Source organism: Achromobacter sp. Root565, assembly GCF_001427425.1.
Classification (GTDB): domain Bacteria; phylum Pseudomonadota; class Gammaproteobacteria; order Burkholderiales; family Burkholderiaceae_B; genus Achromobacter; species Achromobacter spanius_D.
Genome location: NZ_LMGO01000005.1, coordinates 230,401 through 248,870 on the forward strand (window position 1 = coordinate 230,401; position 18,470 = coordinate 248,870).

The 18,470-nt window shown below is 65.6% G+C and carries 19 protein-coding genes; 7 read left to right on the forward strand and 12 right to left on the reverse strand.

Annotation, left to right across the window (positions count from 1 at the left end; genetic code table 11):
* The first annotated feature begins 117 nt into the window (after positions 1-117).
* The 4 genes from kynA (at position 118) to ASD71_RS17760 (ending at position 4,735) form a co-directional block, all read left to right on the forward strand.
* On the forward strand, positions 118-966 hold the full coding sequence (kynA, locus tag ASD71_RS17745) for a tryptophan 2,3-dioxygenase (RefSeq protein ID WP_056567541.1): 849 nt from the start codon (positions 118-120) through the stop codon (positions 964-966).
* A 247-nt stretch (positions 967-1,213) separates the two neighbouring features.
* Entirely contained in the window at positions 1,214-1,480 is a 267-nt protein-coding gene (locus ASD71_RS17750) for a type B 50S ribosomal protein L31 (RefSeq protein WP_006218255.1), read from the forward strand.
* Positions 1,481-1,604: 124 nt separating this feature from the next.
* On the forward strand, positions 1,605-3,335 hold the full coding sequence (locus ASD71_RS17755) for a hypothetical protein (protein ID WP_056567544.1): 1,731 nt from the start codon (positions 1,605-1,607) through the stop codon (positions 3,333-3,335).
* Positions 3,332-4,735, forward strand: coding sequence for an MATE family efflux transporter (locus tag ASD71_RS17760; RefSeq protein WP_056567547.1), 1,404 nt, complete (start codon positions 3,332-3,334; stop codon positions 4,733-4,735). The genes ASD71_RS17755 and ASD71_RS17760 overlap by 4 nt, the downstream gene beginning before the upstream one ends.
* Positions 4,736-4,792: 57 nt before the next feature.
* Here the strand turns inward: ASD71_RS17760 and paaK are convergent, their stop codons facing one another.
* The 9 genes from paaK to paaA form a co-directional block, all read right to left on the reverse strand.
* Positions 4,793-6,106, reverse strand: coding sequence for a phenylacetate--CoA ligase PaaK (gene paaK / locus ASD71_RS17765; protein ID WP_056567550.1), 1,314 nt, complete (start codon positions 6,104-6,106; stop codon positions 4,793-4,795).
* A gap of 36 nt (positions 6,107-6,142) precedes the next feature.
* Positions 6,143-6,613, reverse strand: coding sequence for a hydroxyphenylacetyl-CoA thioesterase PaaI (paaI, locus tag ASD71_RS17770; protein WP_056569414.1), 471 nt, complete (start codon positions 6,611-6,613; stop codon positions 6,143-6,145).
* Positions 6,613-7,401 carry a 2-(1,2-epoxy-1,2-dihydrophenyl)acetyl-CoA isomerase PaaG gene (paaG, locus tag ASD71_RS17775; RefSeq protein WP_056567553.1) on the reverse strand — a complete coding sequence of 263 codons (789 nt, stop codon included), beginning with the start codon at positions 7,399-7,401 and terminating at the stop codon, positions 6,613-6,615. Before paaG ends, paaI begins: the two co-directional genes overlap by 1 nt.
* Before the next feature lie 15 nt (positions 7,402-7,416).
* Positions 7,417-9,081 carry a phenylacetic acid degradation protein PaaN gene (gene paaN / locus ASD71_RS17780; protein ID WP_056567554.1) on the reverse strand — a complete coding sequence of 555 codons (1,665 nt, stop codon included), beginning with the start codon at positions 9,079-9,081 and terminating at the stop codon, positions 7,417-7,419.
* A gap of 47 nt (positions 9,082-9,128) precedes the next feature.
* Entirely contained in the window at positions 9,129-10,217 is a 1,089-nt protein-coding gene (gene paaE, locus ASD71_RS17785) for a 1,2-phenylacetyl-CoA epoxidase subunit PaaE (protein ID WP_056567556.1), read from the reverse strand.
* Between the two features lie 14 nt (positions 10,218-10,231).
* The gene (gene paaD, locus ASD71_RS17790; protein ID WP_056569416.1) at positions 10,232-10,738 is read right to left on the reverse strand and encodes a 1,2-phenylacetyl-CoA epoxidase subunit PaaD; all 507 of its coding nucleotides are present in this window, start codon (positions 10,736-10,738) and stop codon (positions 10,232-10,234) included.
* Complete coding sequence (gene paaC, locus ASD71_RS17795; protein WP_056567559.1) at positions 10,735-11,499, reverse strand: 1,2-phenylacetyl-CoA epoxidase subunit PaaC; 765 nt, start codon at positions 11,497-11,499, stop codon at positions 10,735-10,737. The genes paaD and paaC overlap by 4 nt, the downstream gene beginning before the upstream one ends.
* Positions 11,500-11,515: 16 nt before the next feature.
* Positions 11,516-11,800: a 1,2-phenylacetyl-CoA epoxidase subunit PaaB gene (gene paaB / locus ASD71_RS17800; protein WP_006388300.1), complete on the reverse strand. Its 285-nt coding sequence runs from the start codon at positions 11,798-11,800 to the stop codon at positions 11,516-11,518.
* 191 nt (positions 11,801-11,991) lie between these two features.
* Positions 11,992-12,981, reverse strand: coding sequence for a 1,2-phenylacetyl-CoA epoxidase subunit PaaA (gene paaA / locus ASD71_RS17805; protein ID WP_056567562.1), 990 nt, complete (start codon positions 12,979-12,981; stop codon positions 11,992-11,994).
* A 172-nt stretch (positions 12,982-13,153) separates the two neighbouring features.
* On the opposite strand from paaA, the gene paaX reads away from it, so the two are divergent.
* Positions 13,154-14,083, forward strand: coding sequence for a phenylacetic acid degradation operon negative regulatory protein PaaX (gene paaX / locus ASD71_RS17810; protein ID WP_056567566.1), 930 nt, complete (start codon positions 13,154-13,156; stop codon positions 14,081-14,083).
* Positions 14,084-14,101: 18 nt separating this feature from the next.
* Here the strand turns inward: paaX and ASD71_RS17815 are convergent, their stop codons facing one another.
* Both ASD71_RS17815 and orn read right to left on the reverse strand, forming a co-directional pair.
* Positions 14,102-14,743, reverse strand: coding sequence for an NAD(P)H-hydrate epimerase (locus tag ASD71_RS17815; RefSeq protein WP_056567570.1), 642 nt, complete (start codon positions 14,741-14,743; stop codon positions 14,102-14,104).
* 61 nt (positions 14,744-14,804) lie between these two features.
* Positions 14,805-15,350: an oligoribonuclease gene (orn, locus tag ASD71_RS17820; RefSeq protein WP_056567573.1), complete on the reverse strand. Its 546-nt coding sequence runs from the start codon at positions 15,348-15,350 to the stop codon at positions 14,805-14,807.
* Between the two features lie 60 nt (positions 15,351-15,410).
* Here orn and ASD71_RS17825 point away from each other — a divergent pair, with 60 nt between their 5' ends.
* Positions 15,411-16,661, forward strand: a complete 1,251-nt coding sequence (locus ASD71_RS17825; RefSeq protein ID WP_056569419.1) for a M48 family metallopeptidase — start codon at positions 15,411-15,413, stop codon at positions 16,659-16,661.
* Positions 16,658-17,560, forward strand: a complete 903-nt coding sequence (gene rsgA / locus ASD71_RS17830) for a ribosome small subunit-dependent GTPase A (RefSeq protein ID WP_056567576.1) — start codon at positions 16,658-16,660, stop codon at positions 17,558-17,560. Before ASD71_RS17825 ends, rsgA begins: the two co-directional genes overlap by 4 nt.
* Positions 17,561-17,678: 118 nt before the next feature.
* Here rsgA and ASD71_RS17835 read toward each other — a convergent pair whose 3' ends face one another.
* On the reverse strand, positions 17,679-18,410 hold the full coding sequence (locus tag ASD71_RS17835; RefSeq protein WP_056567579.1) for a CoA pyrophosphatase: 732 nt from the start codon (positions 18,408-18,410) through the stop codon (positions 17,679-17,681).
* Between the last annotated feature and the right edge of the window lie 60 nt (positions 18,411-18,470).

An 18,470-nucleotide genomic window follows, 5' to 3' on the forward strand; every position in this document is an offset into this window, starting at 1 on the left:
CTCGAGAGCCGCCGCCCCGCTTGGAGAATCGACCATGCAATCCCTATTCGCGCCCCACTGGCGCGCCCTGCCCGCCTCCGCCCGCCGCGCCGCGCCGCCCTGCCCCGGAGGCCGCGCATGAGCCAGAACGAACGCCCCGAAGATATCGTCCATCAGGAAAAGGCGCAGCTCGATTTCGCGCGCGACATGACCTACGGCGATTACCTGCATCTTGACGAACTGCTTGGCGCCCAGCATCCGATGTCGCCCGAGCACAACGAGATGCTGTTCATCATTCAGCACCAGACCAGCGAACTGTGGATGAAGCTGATGCTGCACGAGTTGCGGGCCGCGATCGCCAGCGTGGCGGAGGACCGCCTGCAACCGGCCTTCAAGATGCTGGCGCGCGTCAGCAAGATCATGGAGCAGCTCGTCCACGCCTGGGACGTGCTGGCGACCATGACGCCGCCCGAGTACTCCGCGCTGCGTCCCTATCTGGCGCGCTCGAGCGGATTCCAGAGCTACCAGTACCGCCAGGTCGAGTTCCTGCTCGGCAACAAGAACGCGGCCATGCTCAAGCCGCACTCGCACCGCGCGGACCTGCTCGCCCAGGTGCAGAGCGCCTACGAGGCCCCGTCGCTGTACGACGAGGCGCTGCGGCTGTTGGCGCGCAACGGCCTGGATATCCCGGCCGATCACCTGGAACGCGACTGGACCCAACCGTATCAGGCGTCGGCGGCGGTTGAAGCCGCCTGGCTGACCGTCTACCGCGACACGGACCGCTACTGGGCGCTTTACCAGCTCGGTGAAAAGCTGACCGATCTGGAAGATGCCTTCCGGTTGTGGCGCTTCCGCCACGTTACGACGGTCGAACGCGTCATCGGCTTCAAGCGTGGCACGGGCGGCACGTCGGGGGTGGACTACCTGCGGCGCATGCTGGAAGTGGTGCTGTTTCCGGAAATCTGGAAGCTGCGCACGGATCTCTGACGTCCGCCCCGCCATCACACCCGGGCTGCAGGACGGCCCGGGCGCCCATTTGCGGGTGGCCGCCGGCAGGATCGCGTGCTAGAATTCGGGGTTACTTTTTGGATACGTGGCTAGCGCCTGTCGCGCCATTCATTTGGCAGTGAGTCCGGGCAGTAGGTCTGGACAGTAAGTCTGGGCTGTGAACCGGGCAGCTGTAGCTGGCGACCCTAACTCTTGAAAAAGACTCGACCGAGTCTAGGAAAGCACCATGAAAGAAGGCATTCACCCCGAATACCGCGAAGTCGTCTTCGCCGACCTGCAAACGGGCAACAAGTTCATCACCCGTTCGACCGTCCACACGCGCGAAACCGTCGAAATCGACGGCAAGACGTACCCGCTCTTCAAGTGCGACGTGACCTCCGAATCGCACCCGTTCTACACTGGCGCCCAGACCCGCATCGTCGAAACTGGCCGCGTGGAAAAGTTCCGCGCCCGCTTCGCCCGCACGGCCGGCACGGTCAAGTCCGCTTCCTGATCCTGTTGCTCCTGCGGGAGTCACAGCAAAAAGGCAGCCTTCGGGCTGCTTTTTTTTCCCCCCTCGGTGCCAGCCGGCCGGACAGGGGGTGGCGCATCCCGACCACTCGGTTACATTAACGCCCGTGTCCCCACTTTCCATTTCCACCCCGGCCCGGCTTACGTCGGTAGCCACCGCAAAGCTGCCCCGCCTCATCCTGCTGGGCCTGGCCCTGGTCTACATCGTGGCCGGGCTGTTCATGCGCGACCCGTGGAAAACCGACGACGCCGTCGGATTGGCGACGATGATCACCGCGATCCGCGAAGGCGGCCTGACCTGGCTGCTGCCGCAGGTGGGGCATCTGGCCCACGCCGAGGAAGGTCCGCTGATCACGTGGGTGGGCGCAATCAGCATCTGGCTGTTTGGCCCGTTCATCGGGGATATCACCGCTGGCCGCCTGCCCAATCTGCTGTGGTTCGGCATCACGGCCTCAAGCGTCTGGTACGGCACGTATCTGCTTGGCCGCCGGGCGGAAGCCCAACCGCTGGCGCTGCCCTTTGGCGGCGAACCCGAACCGCGCGACTACGGCCGCATGCTGGCCGACGCCGCCCTTCTCTTGCTGCTTGCCACGGTCGGCATCCTGCAGCGCACGCATGAAACCACGGTCATGCCAGCCATCATGGCCTGCCAGGCGCTCGCGTTCTATTCGCTGGCGCGCACCGTGGACCGACCCGTCACGGGTTCGACCACGCTCGGCATCGCGCTGGCCGCCAGCTTCCTTGCGCGCGGATGGGTGGGCGCCCTGCCCATCATGGTCGGCGCGGCGCTCGCCTTCTATCCCCGCAGCCCGCTCTGGAAATGCAAGCGCTGGATGCTGTGGGCCGCCGTGCTGGCCGCCGGCCTGATCCTGGCCTGGTGGATTCCCGCCAGCCAGGGCAGCGAGTACTGGATCCGCAACTGGAAGACCTGGAATCTGTCGTCGTTCGCCATCCCTGGCCTGCACGACGCCGCCCGCACGCTGCGCGACCTGCCGTGGTACCTGTGGCCGACCTGGCCGCTGGCGCTGCTGGCCATCTGGCGGTGGCGCGCCTGGATCTATGCGCCCCACATCTGGGTGCCGCTGATGCTGCTGATGTGCTCGGCAGTGATTCTGTTCTTCGTGGACGAGCCCAGCGATTCCGAATTCGTGCTGCTGGCCGTGCCTTGCGCGGTGCTTGGCGCGTTCTCGCTGCCCACGTTGCGCCGCGGCGTGGTGAACACGCTCGACTGGTTTGCCGTCATGTGCTTTTCGCTGACGGTGGCGACGGCCTGGCTCGGCTGGGTGGCGTTGCACTTCCATTGGCCGGCACAGATTTCCCGCAACATTGCCCGCCAGACCACCGGTTATGAACCCGTCATCTCGTGGGTGGCTTTTGGGCTGGCGGTGCTCTTCACCCTGGGCTGGATCGCCCTGGTCGTCTGGCGGCTGCGCGTGCGCCCGCAGGCGCTGTGGCGCGGCACCGTGCTGTCGGCCGGCGGCCTGACCGTGACCTGGATCCTGCTGGTGCTGTTGTGGCAGCCCGCGGTGGACTACGCACGCAGCTATCGCACGGTGTCGGGCCAACTGGCCCAGGCCATCGCGCAGCACAAGCGCCCGGGCGAATGCGTCCGGGGCCTCAGCCTGGGCAGCGGCCAGCGCGCGTCGTTCCTGATCTTCAACAACCTGTCGTTCCCGTTCGACACGCGCTGCACGCTGGTCCTGCAACAGACCACCAACCAAAGCCTGCGTGACGGCACGGCCGCGTACAGCGAAGGCGCCGAGGTCCTCTGGCAAGGCGGCCGCCGCGCCGACCGTTCCGAAGTCTTCCGCCTGCTGCGAACCGGCGTCAAGCCATGACCGCAGCGATCGGGGCGCCGATGACCTTCGGCGCCACCCTGCGCGGAATCGCCAAACAGGCCTGGCCCGTGCTCATCAGCCAGTGGGCCAGCATTTCGTTCGGCGTGCTGGACACCGCCATGACGGGGCACTCCAGCCCCGACGACCTGGCGGCGATGGCGCTTTCCGCTTCCATCTACATCACGGTCTTCGTCGGCCTGATGGGCGTCGTGCACGCCCTGATCCCGATCCTGGCGCAGCAGTTCGGCGCCGGCAACAATCAGGAAGTCGGAAAGAGCTGGGGCCAGGGCGTGTGGCTGGCGCTTGGCCTGTCGGTCGTGGGCGCCATGCTGATGCTGTTTCCGGACATGTGGCTCTTCATGTCGGGTGACGTCGCTCCCGGCGTGCGCGACCGCATCGCGTCGTACCTGCAGGCGCTGGTGCTGGCCCTGCCCGCCGCCCTGGTGTTCCGCACCATCTATGCGCTGGGCACCGCGGTGTCGCGGCCCAAGCTCGTCATGGCCATCAACCTGTCCATCATCGGCTTCAAGGCGCTCTTCAACTGGCTCTTCATCTACGGCAAGCTGGGCCTGCCCGCGATGGGCGCGGCCGGCGCGGGACTGGCGACGGCCGTGGTGTCGTGGATGAGCCTGGGCCTGGGCCTGTGGGTAATCACGCACGACCGCTACTACCGCCGCTTCCAGCTTCGCATCGGCAAGCCGGACTGGAAGGCGCTCAAGGAGCTGCTGCGCCTGGGCATCCCGATGGGCGGCTCGTACCTGGTCGAGGTGTCGGCATTCACGTTCATGGCGCTGCTGGTGGCTCGCGAGGGCACCTTCGTGACCGGCGGGCATCAGATCATGTCGAACCTGGCCGCGCTCTGCTACATGATGCCGATGGCGCTGGGCGTGGCGACCGCCGCGCTGACGGCGCAGGCCATCGGCGCGGGCAACTACGCGCACGCCCACCGCACCGGCATGGCGGGCCTGGCGCTGGGTCTGATCGGCGCGCTGCTGACGGCCGCGGTGCTGCTGATCGGCCGCCCGCTGATCCTGGCCGCGTACACGGACGACGGCGCCGTTGCCGCCGTGGCGACCACGCTGCTCGCCGTCCTGCCGCTGTTCCACCTGTTCGATTCGATGCAGTGCATCAACTCGTACCTGCTGCGCGCGTACAAGATCGCCGTCGTGCCACTGATCCTGCAGACGGTGGCGCTTGCCGGCGTGGGCCTGGTCGGCGGCTGGTGGTTTGGATTCGGTCCGGGACGGGGCGGCATCGACGGCCTGCGCGAATTGCTGGTGCCGGGCTCGCCGCAGGGGGCCGGCAGCATGTGGCTGATGGCGATGTTCGGGCTGGCGCTGTCGGCCGCTTTGCTGCACTTCTGGTATCGGCGGATATTGCGAACGGTGGGCCGATCGTGACGATGCAATGAAAAAAGGCAGCCATCTGGCTGCCTTTTTTGCGTGTAGACGTGCCTCCTACTTCGGACGCTTGTCGATCACCCGCCGTGCCTTGCCGGTCAGCGTGCGTTCGACATGCCCGGCATCCGATACCTGGATCCGCGCGCTCACGCCGATATGGGTCTTGACCGCGTGTTGCAGTTGCTTGCCCAGATTGGCGCGCTCAGCGTCGGACAGGCTCGAGAATTCGGCGCGCACTTCGGTCAGGATTTCCAGTTCGTCCATGTTGCCCGAGCGGGACAGCACCAGCTGGTAATGCGGCGCAAGCTGCGCGATCTTCAGGACTAGTTCTTCCACCTGCGTGGGGAACATGTTCACGCCGCGCACGATCAGCATGTCGTCGCTGCGGCCCGTGATCTTGCCGATGCGGCGCATGCTGCGCGCGGTGGGCGGCAAGAGGCGGGTCAGGTCGCGTGTGCGGTAGCGCACGATGGGCATCGCTTCCTTGGTCAGCGACGTGAACACCAGTTCGCCGGGCTCGCCGTCGGCCACCGGCTCGCCCGTGTCCGGATTGACGATCTCGGCGTAGAAGTGATCTTCCCAGACCACCGGGCCGTCCTTGGTCTCGACGCATTCGCTCGCCACGCCCGGCCCCATCACTTCAGACAGACCATAGATGTCGACGGCGTCGATGCCCGCTTCGGCCTCGATGTCGGCGCGCATCTGGCCCGTCCAGGGCTCGGCGCCGAAGATGCCGATGCGCAGGGAGCTTTGACGCGGGTCGATGCCCTGGCGGCGCTGCTCTTCGAGGATGTTGCAGAAATAGGAGGGCGTGACCATGATGATGTCCGGACGGAAATCATTGATCAGCTGCACCTGCTTTTCGGTTTGTCCGCCGGACATGGGAATGACCGTGCAACCCAGGCGCTCGGCGCCGTAATGCGCACCCAGGCCGCCCGTGAACAACCCGTAGCCGTAGGCCACGTGCACGGTATCGCCGGGCTTGCCGCCCGCCGCGCGGATCGAGCGCGCCACCAGGTTGGCCCAGTTGTCCAGGTCGCCCTGGGTGTAGCCCACCACGGTCGGCTTGCCGGTCGTGCCGCTGGACGCGTGAATGCGCGAGATGCGCTCACGCGGCACGGCGAACATGCCGAACGGATAGTTCTCGCGCAGTTCCTTCTTGGTCGTAAACGGGAACTTCGAAATATCGGACAACTGCTTCAGGTCGTCCGGATGCACGCCGACTTCGTCGAACGCCTTCTTGTAGTGCGGGACGTTTTCGTAGGCATGCTTGAGGGTCCACTTCAAGCGATCGAGCTGCAGGGCCCGCAGCTCGTCCTGGCTGGCATGCTCGATAGGATCCAGTCCCGGCTTGCTCATGGTATTGGGCATGATGATGTCTCTCTTCTCTTTGGTACGGTGCAGCAGTCAGGCGTCCGTGGGCGTCCCGACGATCTGGCCCTTGATGCGGTAGGAACGCCCCCTGAACAAAGCCACGTTGCGTCCATCCTGATTGGTGACGGTGACGTCATAGACGCCAGTACGGCCGGCCAGCGAACGCTCCTGGGCCACGGCGGTCAGCAGGTCGCCTTCGAAACCCGGCGCCAGATAGTCGATCGTGCAGCCCGACGCGACGGTGCTGACATTGCGGGAATTGCACGAGAACGCGAACGCGCTGTCGGCCAGGGCGAAGATGAAGCCGCCATGGCAGGTCTTGTGGCCATTCAGCATGTCGGGCCGGACGCGCATGGTCAGCCGCGCATAGCCCGGCGCCATTTCCTCGATCTTCATGTCCAGGCCCTGCGTGGCCGCGTCGCCGGCATACATCACCGAGCCCACGGCCTGCGCCAGCGCCTGCGGGTCGGTCGGCACTTCAACGGGGGGAACGTGCACGCTCATCATTGCCCCTTGAACTGCGGTTCACGCTTACCCAGGAACGCAGCAACGCCTTCGGCGTAATCCGCGCTCTGGCCCAGTTCGCGCATCATGTCGCGCTCCAGGTCGAGCTGCGTGGACAGATCATTGCCCAGGCTGGCCTGCAAGGCGCGCTTGGTGAATGCCAGGCCCTTGGTGGGCGCGGCCGCGAAATGCGTGGCCAGCCGATCAAGCGTGGCGTCGAATTCCTCGTCGGCCACGCATTGCCAGATCAGGCCCCACTCCTCTGCCTGCTTGGCGCTCAGCTTGTCTCCCAGCAGCGCCAGGCCCATGGCCCGGGCGCGGCCCACCAGACGGGGCAGCGCAAACGTGCCGCCCGTGTCGGGGATGAGGCCCAGACGGCAGAACGACTGGATGAAGCTGGCCGAGGCCTTGGCGATGACGATGTCGCCCGCGAACGCCAGATTGGCGCCCGCCCCGGCCGCCACGCCGTTCACGCCCACCACGACCGGCATGGGCAACGCGTTGAGCCGGCGCACCAATGGGCCGTAGAACTTGTCAACGGTCTCGCCCAGGTCGGGCGGCGTGCCGTCGGGCGCGGGCTTGCGCTCGCTCAGGTCCTGGCCGGCGCAGAAGCCGCGGCCCGCGCCGGTCAGCACCAGCACGCGCGCGCCTTCGGTTTCGACGCGGCTCAGCGCGTCGGCCACTTCCGCGTGCATGTTGGCCGTGAAGCTGTTCAGCTTGTCCGGGCGGTTCAGCGTCAGGCGCGCAATGCCGCCGGACAGGTCGAATTGAATATCCTGATAGCTCATCTGCGATCGCCCGGCTTAGATGTGACGGCGGGTTTGCACCACGCGGAAGCGGTTCGAAACGAAGGCCGTGTCCGACAGCGCCGCATTGGCCGCCGGATTGGCGCCGGTGCCGTGGAAGTCGCTGAAGGCGGCGGTCTGGTTGACGAACACCGCCCCGGTCAGGTTCAGCGAGAGCGACACGCCGGACACTTCGGCGGCGTCCTGCACCTGCTCGGCCACGCGGTCATCCGTCGTGTAGGCCGACAGCGACAGCGCGCCGTGCTGGATGACGCTGTCGCGCGCGAGCTGGATGCTGTGGGCGGTGGAGTCGGTGGCAACGACAAACGCGATCGGACCGAACCACTCCTGGCTGAGCGCCGCATTGCCGGCCTCGGTGCGCAGCAGCAGCGGCGTGCGCACGCGGGCGTTTTCGAACTGGGGATGCGCCAGCGTCTTGCTGTCCGCCACCACGGGCAGACCCAGCGCGCGGGCCTTCTCGATGCGCTCGACGATGCCTTCGTTCTGGATGGCGCCCGTCAGCTCGACGGCCTTGGCGGCATCGGCGCCCACCTTTTCCAGCGCCACGCCCAGCGCGGCGGCCACGTCGTCGAAGCTGACACGGCCTTCCGGCGTATTGATGCCGTCACGCGGCACGTAGATGTTCTGCGGCGCGGTGCACATCTGGCCCGAATACAGGGCCAGCGAGAACGCCAGGTTGCGGGCCACGCCCTTCAGATCCGAGGTCGAATCGATGATGACCTGGTTCACGCCGGCCTTCTCGGTGTAGACCTGGGCCTGGCGCGCATTGTTTTCCAGCCAGTCGCCGTTGGCGGTGCTGCCGGTGAAGTCGACGATCTTGACGGCCGGGTCCAGCGCCAGCTTCTGCGCGGTGTCGTCGCCGGCCTCATGGGCAGCCAGTTGCACGACGTCGGGATCGAAGCCCGCTTCCTGCAGCACTTCGCGCGCCACCTTCACGGTGATGGCCAGCGGCAGGATCGCCCCCGGATGGGGTTTGACGATGACGGTGTTGCCCGTCGCCAAGCTGGCGAACAGGCCCGGATAGCCGTTCCACGTCGGGAAGGTCGAGCAGCCGATCACCAACGCGACGCCGCGCGGCACGACCGTGAACTGCTTTTCCATGCGGATGGGATCGTTCTTGCCCTGCGGCTTTTCCCACACGGCGATGCCCGGGATGCGCGACATTTCCTGCCAGGCGTAGGTGACGGCTTCGAAGCCGCGGTCCTGCGCGTGGGGGCCGCCGGCCTGGAAGGCCATCATGAAGCCCTGGCCCGTGGTGTGCTGGACCGCGTAGGCGATCTGGAAGCTGAGCTTGTTCAGGCGCGCCAGGATTTCCAGCGACACGCCCACCCAGGCGTGGGGACCGGCGTGGCGCCAATCTTCAAGCGCGCGCTTGGAAGCGGCGATCAGCTTGTCCGCCGGCACGCGCGGATACGTGATGCCCAGGTCGAAACCGTAGGGCGATTTTTCGCCGCCCACGACGCCGTCGGCATCGTGCAGGTTCAGCGGAAAGGGCTTGCCCTGGAGCGCTTCGAAGGCGGCGCGGCCTTCGTCGTTGGCGGTCTCGCCGTAGTTGCGCGGGCTGGGCGACTCGGCAAACGGGCTCCAGTAGCCGCGCAGCGCGGCGGCAGCCAGGGATTGTTCCAGCAGGGGCTGGTGACGTTCGAAGAATTTCTGGGACACGCTCGTCTCTCCAATAAGATCTGAATGCTTGCCTGGCGTGCGCCGGGTCAGGTTTCCTGGTCGAAGTCGATGACCAGCCGGTCGCTGACCGGGAAGCTCTGGCAGCTCAGGATGAACCCGCGCGCGACTTCATAATCTTCAAGGGCGAAGTTGGCATCCATGTCCACCTCGCCTTCGATCACCTTGCAACGGCAGGTGGAACACACCCCGCCCTTGCACGAATACGGCAGTTCGATGCCCTGCGCCAGCGCCGAATCCAGCACGCTGTCCTTGTTCTTGTCGATGACGAACATGCGGCTATGTCCGTCCTGCACCACGGTGACCTCGCACTGTCCCTTGCCGGGCGCCTGCGGGGCGTCCTGGCCGGTGCGCAGCGCGCGCGGGCCCTTGGGCGCGCCGAACAGTTCGAACTTGATGTTCGACTTCGGAATACCGCGCGCCTGCAACCGCTCGACCACGCTCTCGGTCATGGTCTGCGGACCGCACACAAAAGCGTAATCGATATCCTCGGGGCTCATCCAGGCCGACATGAGCTGGTCGACCTTGTCGCCATCCAGGCGGCCGTTGAAGAGCTCGATGTCCTGCGTTTCGCGGCTCATTACATAGACGAGCGAAAAGCGGTCCATGTACAGGTTCTTCAGGTCCTCGATTTCCTCGCGGAACAGCACCGCGGACGAGGCGCGGTTGCCGAAGAACAGCGTGAACTTGCTGCGCGGCTCGGTCGACAGCGCCGTCTTGACGAGCGAAAACACGGGCGTGATGCCGCTGCCCACGGCAAACGCCACGTAGTGGCGCTGGTTCTCGGGCGAGAAGTCCACTGTGAAGTTGCCCGCCGGCGCCATGACCTCCAGGGTCTGGCCAGGCTGCAATTGGTGATTGGCCCAGCTCGAGAACACGCCTTCGTCGACCTTCTTGATCGCCACGCGCAAGAGCTTGTCGCGCGGCGCCGAACAGATCGAATACGAACGGCGCAGTTCTTCGCCATTGAGCTGGGTGCGCAGCGTCAGGTACTGGCCGGGCAGGAAGGCGAACTCGTTCGTCAGCGCCTCGGGCAGGTCGAAGGTCACGACCACGGCATCGCGCGTATTGCGCGCCACGGACGCCACCTTCAAAGCATGGAATTGGTTCTGGCTCATCTCGAAACCACTCTTTAGTGAGTCTTGAAATAATCGAAGGGCTCGCGGCACGAGACGCAGCGATACAGCGCCTTGCACGACGTCGACCCGAAATTGCTGACCATCCGCGTATCGCGCGACCCGCAGCGCGGGCAGGCGATGGCCGGGGCGGCCGCGCGGCGGCTGATGCCCGAGATGTCGATGGCGCGTTCGGCGGGCGCGGCGATGCCGTAGCCCTTGAGCGCCTCGCGCCCTTTTTCGCTCATCCAGTCGGTCGTCCAGGCCGGGGCAAGGCGCGTCTCCACCCGTACCTCGGACACGCCGTGGCGTTCGAGCGTCTGGCAGATGTCCTGCGTGATTTCGCGCATGGCCGGGCAGCCCGAATAGGTGGGGGTAATGACGACGACACACGCATCGCCATCCCACGACACTTCACGCACCACGCCCAGGTCCACCACGGACAGCACCGGGATCTCCGGGTCCGGGACCTCCTGCAGCCAGGCGTAGACCTGGTCAGCGGAAATGGGCGTGAGCGCGTTCACCACGTGGCTCCCGGGTAGGCGCGGTGCAGATGCTGCATCTCGGCCAGCACATAACCCAGCGCCTCGGTGTGCTTGCCCTGGCGGCCGCCGCGATGCGCGGCATGGTTGGCGGCGGCTTCGTCGGGAACGGTCAGGGTGGCTTCTTCCAGCACTTCCCGCACGTGCGCAAGCCACGGTTGGCGCAGCGCCGCCAGCTCACAGCCGATGCCGCGCGCGGCCAGGTCGTGATCGATGGCGTCATCGGTGAAGAGCTCGCCCGTGAAACGCCAGGCGTCGTCGACGGCGGCCTGCATCTTGGCGTGGCTTTCCGCAGTGCCATCGCCCAGGCGCACCACCATGTCCGACGATCGGCGCACGTGGTAGGTCACTTCCTTGAGCGACTTGGCCGCGATGGCCGCGACACGCTCATCAGCAGACGCCTCCAGGCGCTGCAGCAGGAAGTAGTGCCAGACGTCGAACAGGAACTGCCGCGCCATGGTGTCGGCGTAGTTGCCGTTGTCGCGCTCGACCAGCAGCGCGTTGCGGAACTCGTGCGTGTCGCGCAGATAGGCCAGCGCGTCCTCGTCGCGGCCCGCGCCCTCGACCTCGCCGGCCAGCGTCAGCCACATGCGGGCCTGGCCCAGCAGGTCGAGCGCAGTGTTGGTCAGCGCCAGATCCTCTTCCAGGATCGGACCGTGCCCCGTCCAGGCGCCCAGCCGCTGCGACAGGATGAGCGACGTATCGCCCAGGCGCAGCAGGTATTCAAACAGTGCTTTGTCCATGTCTCCCCCGCCCGCCTTACATGTGCTTGATTTCTTCGGGCATCGGGAAGAAGGTCGGATGCCGGTAAACCTTGCTGTTGGCCGGCTCGAACAGCGGATCCTTGTCGCCCGGGCTGCTGGCCGAAATATCCGAGGCGCGGACGACCCAGATGCTCAGTCCCTCGTTACGGCGCGTGTACACGTCGCGGGCGTGATTGATCGCCATTTCGGCGTCCGGGGCATGCAGGCTGCCCACGTGCTTGTGCGCCAGGCCGTGCTGGCTACGGATGAAGACTTCCCACAGAGGCCAGTCTTTGCTCATGATGGATTTCCTCTAATGCCGGGGCGCATCGCGCCGACGGTCTGCAATAAATGAAGTAGGGACTACGAATGCCAGATGTGCCCAATCCCAAAGCGCAGCGAGGGCCAGCGGGGCCGCGCGGATCCGGGCTCCGCCGGTCCGCTGCGGCGCCCCCCTGGGGGGAAGCGCGCAGCGCTCCGGGGGGGGAACCTCTAGGCGGCTTTACGGGCGGACTGCTTGTCGGCGTGGGCGACAAGCGCGTCACGTACCCACGCGCCGTCCTCATGCGCCTTCACCCGCGCGGCAAGGCGTTCGCGGTTGCAGGGGCCGTTGCCCTTGAGCACGGCGTAGAACTCGGACCAGTCGATTTCGCCGAAGTCGTAGTGGCCGCGCTCGGCGTTCCACTTCAGATCGGGATCGGGGACGGTCAGGCCCAGGTATTCGGCCTGCGGCACGGTCTGGTCCACCATCTTCTGGCGCAGCTCGTCGTTGGAGAAGAGCTTGATCTTCCAGGCCATCGACTGCGCGCTATTGGGCGAATCGGCGTCCGACGGACCGAACATCATCAGTGCGGGCCACCACCAGCGGTTGAGCGAGTCCTGGACCATCGCCTTCTGTTCGGGCGTGCCGTGCAGGCACATCTGCATGAGCAGGTCATAGCCCTGACGCTGATGGAAGGACTCTTCCTTACAGACGCGCACCATGGCCCGCGCGTACGGACCATACGAACAGCGGCACAGCGGAATCTGGTTGATGATCGCCGAGCCGTCGACCAGCCAGCCGATCATGCCGATGTCGGCCCAGCTCAGCGTAGGGTAGTTGAAGATGCTGGAGTACTTGGCGCGCCCGGCGTGCAGGTCGTCGATCAGGTCGTCGCGCGACACGCCCAGCGTTTCCGCGGCGCTGTACAGGTAGAGCCCGTGACCCGCCTCGTCCTGCACCTTGGCCAGGAGGATGGCCTTGCGCTTGAGGGACGGGGCGCGCGTGATCCAGTTGCCTTCCGGCAGCATGCCCACGATTTCCGAGTGCGCGTGCTGCGAGATCTGACGCACGAGCGTCTTGCGGTAGGCCTCGGGCATCCAGTCCTTGGCCTCGATACGAACACCGTCGTCGATGCGCCGCTGGAACGTCTGTTCCAGGCCGTCGAGCTGGTCCGCGGTCTTGACCTGCTTGACGCCGGTTTCGACGAGTTGAGCGTACATAGTTGTCTCCTTGAGACGGTTTGCGAAAACGCAAAGCAAACGCTGCGCAGTGCCGTCATGTCATGCGACGATTATTTAATACAAAAAATTCATTGTCAAACTCAAATCTGTATCACATTGGATTTATGTATCATATCCAGCATCCCGATATCGGCCGTCCGCGGCCCTCCTTATGGCAAATCCTCAGTCGCCCCTGGAACGCTCCCTGTCCCGCTTGTTGAAAAGCGATCCGCCCCGCGCGAAATCGCTCTGCGTCAGCGTGTTGGGCGATGCGCTGGCCCCGCACGGCGGCGCCATCTGGCTGGGCAGCCTGATCGAGCTGCTGGCTCCGCTTGGCATCAATGAACGCCTGCTGCGCACCAGCGTCTTTCGCCTGGTGGCGCAGAACTGGCTGCAGTCCGAACGCCACGGCCGACGCAGCCTCTACCTGATTTCCGAGCAGGGCGTGCGCCACACGTCGCACGCCTCGCAGCGCATCTACGAAGGCGGAGCCAAGGAATGGAACGGGGAATGGACGCTGGTGGCGCTGCCGCGTACGGGCAACGGCCTGGCTGAACGCGGCGAGTTGCGCCGCGAATTGACGTGGGAAGGCTTCGGCATGATCGCACCGGGCCTGTTTGCGCATCCGCACACCGAGGCGCGCGCCGCACACGACATTCTTGAAAAACTGGGCATTCCGGACCGGGCGCTGGTGTTGTCGGCCCGCGATTTGGCCGGCGCCGGGGGGCTACCCATCGCCAGCCTGGCCACCCAATGCTGGAATCTGGACGACGTGGCCGAGCAATACCGGCAGTTCTCGCGCAACTTCGGCCCGCTGGAAAAACTGCTGGACGAGGCGCCCTCGCCCGCCGAGGCGTTCACCGTGCGCGTCATGGTGCTGCACAACTGGCGCCGGATCGTGCTGCACGATCCTCAACTGCCCGCCCCCATGCTGCCCGACAACTGGCCCGGGCACGCCGCGCGCGAATTGTGCGGACGGCTCTACTGGAAGGTGTTCGATCCTTCCGAAACCCATCTGAATGCGTTGGCGGGCCAGGACAACGACCGCTACCGCCCACTGTCGCCCGAGGTCGAATCGCGCTTCGGGGGCCGGCCGGGTTAAGGACTGGCGCGCGTCGGCCTAACGGCCAGTGCTGCCGTCATCCGGCATGGCGACGCCCAGCGTATCCAGGTGGCATTCTCCGGCTGCCTCGCGCCCTGCGCCGGCAAGTGTGAGTCCACGGCTGGGCGCAATGAACGACAAAGTCCAGCGCGCCTGGATCGGCCGGCCCAACGCCACCCCGCTGTCGGCATCAATGCCGCTGGGCACATCCAGCGCCAGCACCGGAACCTCCATGACGTTGACCGCGTCGATCAGGGCTTGCCACGCGGCATCCAGGGGACGGTTCAAGCCGATGCCAAACAACCCGTCGATGATCAGATCCGGTGACGATCCGGCCGGAAGAGCTGTGTGCGTCCGGGGCTCTCCGCCCTCAGCCAGCCAGCCGGCCCAGGCGCGCGCCGCATCGGCGGGCAGCCTGTCTGGCCCCGAAGGCAACACCACGTGAATATCCAAGCCTCGCGCCAGCAATAGCGCGGCGGCTTCCAATGCGTCCCCGCCGTTGTTGCCGGGGCCGGCGAGCGCCAGGATGAACGCGTCGGCCGGCACGCGCGCCGCGACGAAGCTGGCCGCTGCCGCGCCGGCCAGCGGCATCAGGGCGCGCCCGGTTGCCAGGGCGCGCTGTTCAGCAAGACGGATCTGCGCGACGGAATAGGACGACATGACAACAAGGTGCGGCAACGTGGCCGGGAATCCGTTGGAACCTGGCGGTCCGCCGCCGGTCTCAGACCTTCAGGAAATGCTCGCGGTAATACTTGAGCTCGTCAATCGACTCGTAGATGTCGGCCAGCGCTTCATGGCGGCTCTTTTTCTCGAATCCCTTGTAAACGGCGGGAGCCCAGCGGCGCGCCAGCTCCTTGAGCGTGCTGACATCCAGGTTGCGGTAATGGAAGAACTGTTCCAGGCGCGGCATGTACGCAAACATGAAGCGGCGGTCCTGGCTGATGGTGTTGCCGCACATGGGCGATTTGCCCGCCGGCACATGCTGCGCAAGAAACGCCAACAGCGTATCCTCTGCCTCTGCCTCGGTCACCGTGGACGACTTGACCTTATCGATCAGTCCGCTCTTGCCGTGGGTCGACTTGTTCCAGTTGTCCATTGCGTCGAGCAGGCTGTCGGACTGGTGCACCACAATCACCGGTCCCTCGGCCACGACGGTCAGGTCGGGTTCTGTCACCACGACGGCGACTTCGATAATCCGTTCTTTCTCGGGGTCCAGGCCCGTCATTTCCATGTCGAGCCAGATCAGGCGGTTTTCGTTCGCAGCCATATAATTTGCCTTTAAAACGCGCGATTTTCGCACATCCCTCTTGAGCAAAACGCATTGTCCATGTTCACACTGCTGTTCGTTGCCTTCCTGCTGACCGATATTGCCGTGCGCATGTGGCTGGCGTCACGCCAGATCCGCCATGTCGCCCGCAATCGCGACCAGGTGCCTGCGGAATTCTCCCATCGCATCGGGTTGTCCAGCCATCAGCGGGCGGCGGATTACACCGTGGCACGGGTTCGGCTGGGCATGCTCGAGCGCACCTATGACGCCCTGGTGCTGGTCGCGCTGACGCTATTGGGCGGCCTGCAGTTCATCGACCTGATGGTCAGCCAGCTTACCAGCAACGACTTCGTGCGGCAGATGCTGCTGCTGGTGGTGGTTGCGCTGCTGCTGGGCCTGCTGGGTCTGCCGTTCACGCTTTGGCGGCAGTTCAAGCTGGAAGCGCGCTTTGGCTTTAACCGCATGACGCCTGGGTTGTTTGTGGCCGACGCCGCCAAGGGCCTGATGGTCGCGGCGGTGCTGGGTCTGCCGCTGGTAGCGGCAGTGCTGTGGCTGATGGGCAGCGCCGGCACCTATTGGTGGGTATGGGCGTGGGCCCTGTGGTCGGTGTTCAATCTGGCCCTGTGGATCATCTACCCGATGTTCATCGCTCCGCTCTTCAATAAGTTCACACCGCTGTCAGACTCGGAACTGACTGCCCGCATCCAAGGTCTGGCGCAGCGCTGCGGCTTTGCCTTGAATGGCCTGTTCGTGATGGACGGCTCGCGCCGCTCGGCCCACGGCAACGCCTATTTCACGGGCTTCGGAAAATCCCGCCGCATCGTGTTCTTCGATACCCTGCTGGCCCGCCTGAACGCCGACGAAATCGAGGCCGTGCTGGCGCACGAGCTGGGGCATTTCGCCAAACGCCACATCATCAAGCGCGTGATCTTCAGCTTTGCCGCCGCGCTGGTGTTCTTTGCGATCCTGGGCTGGATTGCCCAGCAGCCGTGGTTCTATGTGAGCCTGGGCGTGATGCCGCAATTGGGCGGCCGCAACGACGCCATGGCCCTGTTGCTGTTCTTCCTGGTCATTCCTGTATTCACCTTCATGCTGACACCCTTGGCCAGCTGGTACTCGCGCCGCGACGAATTCGAAGCGGATCGCTATGCCGCCGAGCAGAGCTCGCCCGACCACCTGGTCTCGGCGCTGGTCAAGCTGTTCGACGACAACGCTGCAACCCTGACACCCGACCCTGTGCATTCCGCCTTTTACGACAGTCACCCTCCTGCCGCCGTGCGCATCCGCCACCTGATGGCGGCCACCGCATGAGCGCGCCGATGGAAGGCCGCATCATCGCCGCGCATGGCCGCCACTACACCGTGGAACTGGCCGATGGCGCCCTGCGCAAGTGCTTCCCCCGCGGCAAGAAGACCGGCGCCGCGGTAGGCGACCGGGTCAAGATCACGCCGCAAGGCAAGGACGAAGGCGCCATCGACGCCATTCTGCCGCGCAGCAACCTGCTCTATCGTTCCGACGAAATGCGGTCCAAGCAGTTTGCGTCCAATGTCGACCAGCTGCTGATCGTCGTGGCTGTCCGGCCCACGTTTTCGGACGACCTCACCGGCCGCGCATTGGCAGGCGCATGGAGCGCCGGCATCGCGCCGCTCATCGTCCTGAACAAGACCGACCTCACCGACGAGCTGCCGGCCGCTCGCGCGCGGCTTGCGCCCATTGCGGCGCTGGGCGTGGACATCATCGAACTGAGCGCACTCGAACCCGAGAACGTCCACACGCTGCTCGCGCCGCGCCTGGCCGGCCGCACGAACCTGCTGCTGGGCCAGAGCGGCATGGGCAAGTCCACGCTGCTCAACGCGCTGGTGCCGGACGCCGCCGCGGCGACACGCGAGCACTCCACCGCGCTGGACATGGGCAAGCACACCACGACCAGCACTCGGCTCTATCATCTGCCGGCGCCGGGCGGCGACCTGATCGACTCGCCCGGATTCCAGGCCTTCGGGCTGCATCACCTGACGCGGGACGACATCATCCGCGGGTTTCCGGAGTTCACGCAGCCCATCGAAGCATGCCGCTTCTACAACTGCACCCACCGCCACGAACCCGGCTGCGGGGTGGTGGCGGCCCTGCGGGACGGCAAGATCGATGCGGCGCGGTACGCGCTGTACGAGCGCATCCTCGAGGAAAACCTGGCGGGCCAGCAGCGCTACTGACGCGTGACGCTGTCCCATTGAAAACGGCCCCGATCGGGGCCGTTAGCTTATGCGGGGCTGTTTGTTATCCAGACCGTTCGCCTAGATCGGACCGCAAGGCCGTCTGTTCCCAGGCGGATCAGCGCGGCGCGAACCCGTGGCGCAGCAGGTGATAGAGATTGCGCAGCATGCCCGCGGTGGCGCCCCAGATGAAGTGCTTGCCGTACGGCATGCCGTAATACTGACGCACCCGTCCGTCATCGAGCCGGGCTTCGTACAGACGATGATTGGCCGGATCCATCAGGAACGACAACGGCACCTCGAACACCTCGGCCACTTCGAACGCGTCGGGCGCCAGTTCGAAACCGGGCCGCACCAGCGACACCACGGGAATGATCGAAAAGCCGGTGGCCGTCAGGTACGGCGGCATGCTGCCCAGCACTTCCACATAATTGGCCGGCAGGCCCGTTTCCTCTTGCGCTTCGCGCAGCGCCGCGGCCTCGGGGTTGGCGTCGCTGGTCTCGATGCGCCCGCCGGGAAAGCTGATCTGGCCCGCGTGATCGTGCAGATGCGCGGCACGCTGCGTCAGCATGATGTTCACGCCTTCGTCGCGCGTCACCAGCGGGATCAGCACGGCCGCCGGCACGGGTGTGCCCTCGCGGCCGGGATAGCGAAGATCGTTGTCGCGCGACAGCTCAAGCGTCCAAGTGGACGGCTGGCTCAGCGTGCCGCGCAGGGAATCCGGCGTCAGCAGGCGGGTAGGCACGGGCGGCAGCGATTCGTTGGCCACCACCCACGGTTGCGTCGCCGGATCGAATCCGGGACGCGCCAGCGGCCGTCGGGGCCGCGCGGAGGACGAGGTATCAGACATACGCTTGGAAATAAGAAAAAAGGCACCCTCGCAGGTGCCTTTTTAACCCGGAAAACCGTG

Excerpts from the sequence above, each read along its gene's own strand:
- kynA (WP_056567541.1), top strand. The coding sequence starts at position 118 with ATGAGCCAGAACGAACGCCCCGAAGATATCGTCCATCAGGAAAAGGCG.
- ASD71_RS17750 (WP_006218255.1), top strand. The coding sequence starts at position 1,214 with ATGAAAGAAGGCATTCACCCCGAATACCGCGAAGTCGTCTTCGCCGAC.
- ASD71_RS17760 (WP_056567547.1), top strand. The coding sequence starts at position 3,332 with ATGACCGCAGCGATCGGGGCGCCGATGACCTTCGGCGCCACCCTGCGC.
- paaK (WP_056567550.1), bottom strand. The coding sequence starts at position 6,106 with ATGCCCAATACCATGAGCAAGCCGGGACTGGATCCTATCGAGCATGCC.
- paaI (WP_056569414.1), bottom strand. The coding sequence starts at position 6,613 with ATGAGCGTGCACGTTCCCCCCGTTGAAGTGCCGACCGACCCGCAGGCG.
- paaG (WP_056567553.1), bottom strand. The coding sequence starts at position 7,401 with ATGAGCTATCAGGATATTCAATTCGACCTGTCCGGCGGCATTGCGCGC.
- paaE (WP_056567556.1), bottom strand. The coding sequence starts at position 10,217 with ATGAGCCAGAACCAATTCCATGCTTTGAAGGTGGCGTCCGTGGCGCGC.
- paaC (WP_056567559.1), bottom strand. The coding sequence starts at position 11,499 with ATGGACAAAGCACTGTTTGAATACCTGCTGCGCCTGGGCGATACGTCG.
- paaB (WP_006388300.1), bottom strand. The coding sequence starts at position 11,800 with ATGAGCAAAGACTGGCCTCTGTGGGAAGTCTTCATCCGTAGCCAGCAC.
- paaA (WP_056567562.1), bottom strand. The coding sequence starts at position 12,981 with ATGTACGCTCAACTCGTCGAAACCGGCGTCAAGCAGGTCAAGACCGCG.
- paaX (WP_056567566.1), top strand. The coding sequence starts at position 13,154 with ATGGCAAATCCTCAGTCGCCCCTGGAACGCTCCCTGTCCCGCTTGTTG.
- ASD71_RS17815 (WP_056567570.1), bottom strand. The coding sequence starts at position 14,743 with ATGTCGTCCTATTCCGTCGCGCAGATCCGTCTTGCTGAACAGCGCGCC.
- orn (WP_056567573.1), bottom strand. The coding sequence starts at position 15,350 with ATGGCTGCGAACGAAAACCGCCTGATCTGGCTCGACATGGAAATGACG.
- ASD71_RS17825 (WP_056569419.1), top strand. The coding sequence starts at position 15,411 with ATGTTCACACTGCTGTTCGTTGCCTTCCTGCTGACCGATATTGCCGTG.
- rsgA (WP_056567576.1), top strand. The coding sequence starts at position 16,658 with ATGAGCGCGCCGATGGAAGGCCGCATCATCGCCGCGCATGGCCGCCAC.
- ASD71_RS17835 (WP_056567579.1), bottom strand. The coding sequence starts at position 18,410 with ATGTCTGATACCTCGTCCTCCGCGCGGCCCCGACGGCCGCTGGCGCGT.